This is a genomic window from Campylobacter sp. US25a, assembly GCF_004379075.1.
Lineage (GTDB): Bacteria > Campylobacterota > Campylobacteria > Campylobacterales > Campylobacteraceae > Campylobacter_D > Campylobacter_D jejuni.
Genome location: NZ_RYYM01000070.1, coordinates 1 through 771, shown reverse-complemented (window position 1 = coordinate 771; position 771 = coordinate 1). Strand labels below are relative to the sequence as shown.

General features: G+C 23.6%; 1 pseudogene. It reads left to right on the top strand.

What is annotated here, in order from left to right:
* Positions 1-139: 139 nt before the first annotated feature.
* A pseudogene (locus ELQ12_RS09775) lies at positions 140-771 on the top strand (hypothetical protein); the annotation flags it as partial.

The window sequence follows — 771 nt, the reverse complement described above, 5'->3', positions numbered from 1 at the left end:
TTTACAACAAATACAAAGATTTAGAAGTAGAGATTGATGATAAGGGTAATGTGCTTAGATGGATAGGAGAGATTAATAGAGACAAAAAATATTAGCAAATAAAAAATGATATAATAATGCTTTATATAAGGAATCTTTTATGTTTATAAGTTCTAAAACAGAGTTAATTCAAACTATTAAAAATTTAACAATCAACAATAAAGAAGTTAAACAGATTGATTTTATCAATACTTTAAAAAAATTAGTCAATCCTTTAGCAGTTATAAGAGATCATTTTGTAACTTATCCTTTTGCAATCAATTCGAAATTTATTAGCTTTGATTTAAAGAAAATTTTTTATGGTATAGATCTTTGCACAGGAGTTTTTGACACTCATTTTTCCTTTCATTATGAAATAGATCAAAAGCTTGAAGAAAATAAAGAATTTCTTCTAAAAAGACTTTTATCTTATTTGATTATTGATGAGAAAAGAAATGCAACTGCTTTAGAGGATATAAAAGAACAAAAATATATTATAGATGATTATACTTTTTATTTTAAAGAGTTAAAATCTTTAGAACTTAAAAAATGCACCATGTATCAACTTCCTTGTAATCATCCTTTGTTTAAAGAGTTTAGAAATAAAGAAAAGCAAATTAGTGCTTTTAAAAAGGATGAAGATAGTCCTATTCATGCTTACAATGAAGCTTTACAAATTTTACAAGATTTTGCTAATGGAATTTACAATACAAGTAAAGATAAAACAGGAAGATATATAGAAGATAAAAATAA